The sequence below is a fragment of the Streptomyces sp. KLMMK genome (genome assembly GCF_036961605.1).
GTDB classification, from domain to species: domain Bacteria; phylum Actinomycetota; class Actinomycetes; order Streptomycetales; family Streptomycetaceae; genus Streptomyces; species Streptomyces telluris.
Window position 1 is genome coordinate 1 of the sequence record NZ_JBAMDC010000687.1, and the last position, 1,862, is coordinate 1,862.

At 74.2% G+C, this 1,862-nt stretch carries 1 protein-coding gene; it reads right to left on the bottom strand.

Features of this window, described 5'->3' with window-relative positions; translation table 11 throughout:
• Positions 1-190: 190 nt before the first annotated feature.
• Positions 191-1,862, bottom strand: a 1,672-nt coding sequence (locus tag V7793_RS37135) for a threonine/serine ThrE exporter family protein (RefSeq protein WP_336014095.1), incomplete at its 5' end; no start/stop codon positions are given.

A 1,862-nucleotide genomic window follows, 5' to 3' on the forward strand; every position in this document is an offset into this window, starting at 1 on the left:
CGACGGCGATACGCCACGACGGCGAAGCCCGGCGGTGCCGTAGGAGCTCGGCCGGGCTCGGCACCGCCGGACACGCGCGTTGTGGCGGATCGCCGTCGCGGCGGGGGGAAGTCGCCCGGCGTGCGGGCACCGCAAAGCGGAGGCTTCCGGGCCGCCCGGAAGCGTGCGGGTGGCCCCCCGCGTAGGCCTGCTAGAAGCCCCGCGTGCGCTTTGCCGCGCGGCGCCCCGCCGCTTCGCCCGGGACCTTGAGGAACATCCGGGCCATCTCCGAGCCCAGGTTCACGCCGATGGCGATCGCCAGGGCCAGGGCGGCCGCCTTGGTGAGGCTGGCGATGCCGGTGTTCAGCTCGTTCTTGGCGAAGTTCAGCAGCGCGAAGTAGACGGCGCTACCGGGCAGCAGCGGCCCGATCGCCGCCGTCACGTACGGCAGCGCGGACGCGTACCGGTAGCGCGAGAGCAGCTGTCCGAAGAGGCCGACGAGCCCGGCGGCGATGGCCGTGGCGGGCACGGGGTCCAGCCCGGCGGTGTCGGCGAGCGCACCGTAGACCACCCAGGCGACCCCGCCGTTGAGCGTGGCGACCCACACAGAGTGACGTTCCTGCTGGAGCAGCACTGCGAAGGCGAAGGACAGCAGCATCGCGGCGATGATCTGGATCACCGGCCGCTCCACGCGCTCCAGCGCCGCCTCGGGGTTGAGCGTGGCCCCGCCGATGTGCACGCCCCCGTAGAGGACCATCAGCACGCCGCAGACGATGCCGGCGATCAGGTAGCCGACTTCGAGGAGCCGGGCCGCGGCGGTGATGTAGTAGCCGGTCAGGCCGTCCTGGACGCCCGCCACGAGCGCCCGCCCGGGGATCAGGGCGAACAGCCCACCGGTGATCACCGCGGACGCCTGGACATCCACGTAGGCGTGGAGGGCGCTCAACGTGACGCCCATCGCCGCGGGCGGCAGCCCGGCCGCCACGAACTGGTAGAACTCCGGCAGCCCGCGCCCGGAGGCGAGCCACGCCAGCCGGTCGCCCAGCATCGCGCCGACCGCGGCGGCGAGGAAGACGACGAGCCCGCCGCCCACGAGCATGCTCGCCGCGCCGGCGAGCAGCCCGGAGGCGGCGGTCAGGCCCCAGCCGGGGTACGGGTGGCGGTTGCGGCGGATCTCGGCGAGGCGGCCGTAGGCCTCCTCCAGCGTCAGCCCCTGCGACGTGATGTCGTGGACGAGCCGGAAGACGGCGTCGAGGCGGGTGTAGTCGGTGCCGCGCCGCCGCACCGTGCGGTTGGCGGTGACGGGGTCGTCGACGAGGGACGGCTGGTAGCTGACGGTCAGCAGCGTGAAGGTGACTGTCGGCTCGCAGCGGTGGAGCCCGTAGGCGTGCGCGACGCCGAACATCGCCGCTTCCACGTCCTCCGCGCCCTCGCCGCCCGCGAGCAGCAGCTCGCCGATGCGGAGGGTGAGGTCGAGGACACGTGGGACGGGCGGGCCGGGCTCGTCCTGCTTGGCGGCCCGCTCGGGGGCGGGCCGCTCGCCGACGGGCATGCGCAGCATGGTGCGCATGCGGTCCTGCCAGGGCGTGTCCTTGGTCAGGCTGACCTTGGGCGAGCCGTAGGGCGGCGTGTAGCCGGGCAGGAGCGTGCTCTGGGTGGTGCTGGAGTCGGGGGCGACGGTGCCCGCGGGGAGGGCGAAGGCCGAGCCTTCGCGTTCGCTGGGCGGCTCGGGGGCGACGCCCTCCGGAATGGCGAATTCCGAGGTCGGGTGCTCTTCCTCGGGCGGCGTCGGCAGCGGGACGCCGAGCGGCGGGGTGAAGGCGCTGCGCGCCTCGTCGGACTGGGGCTTGCGATCCTCGGGAGCCTCTCCTGCCGCCCCGCTG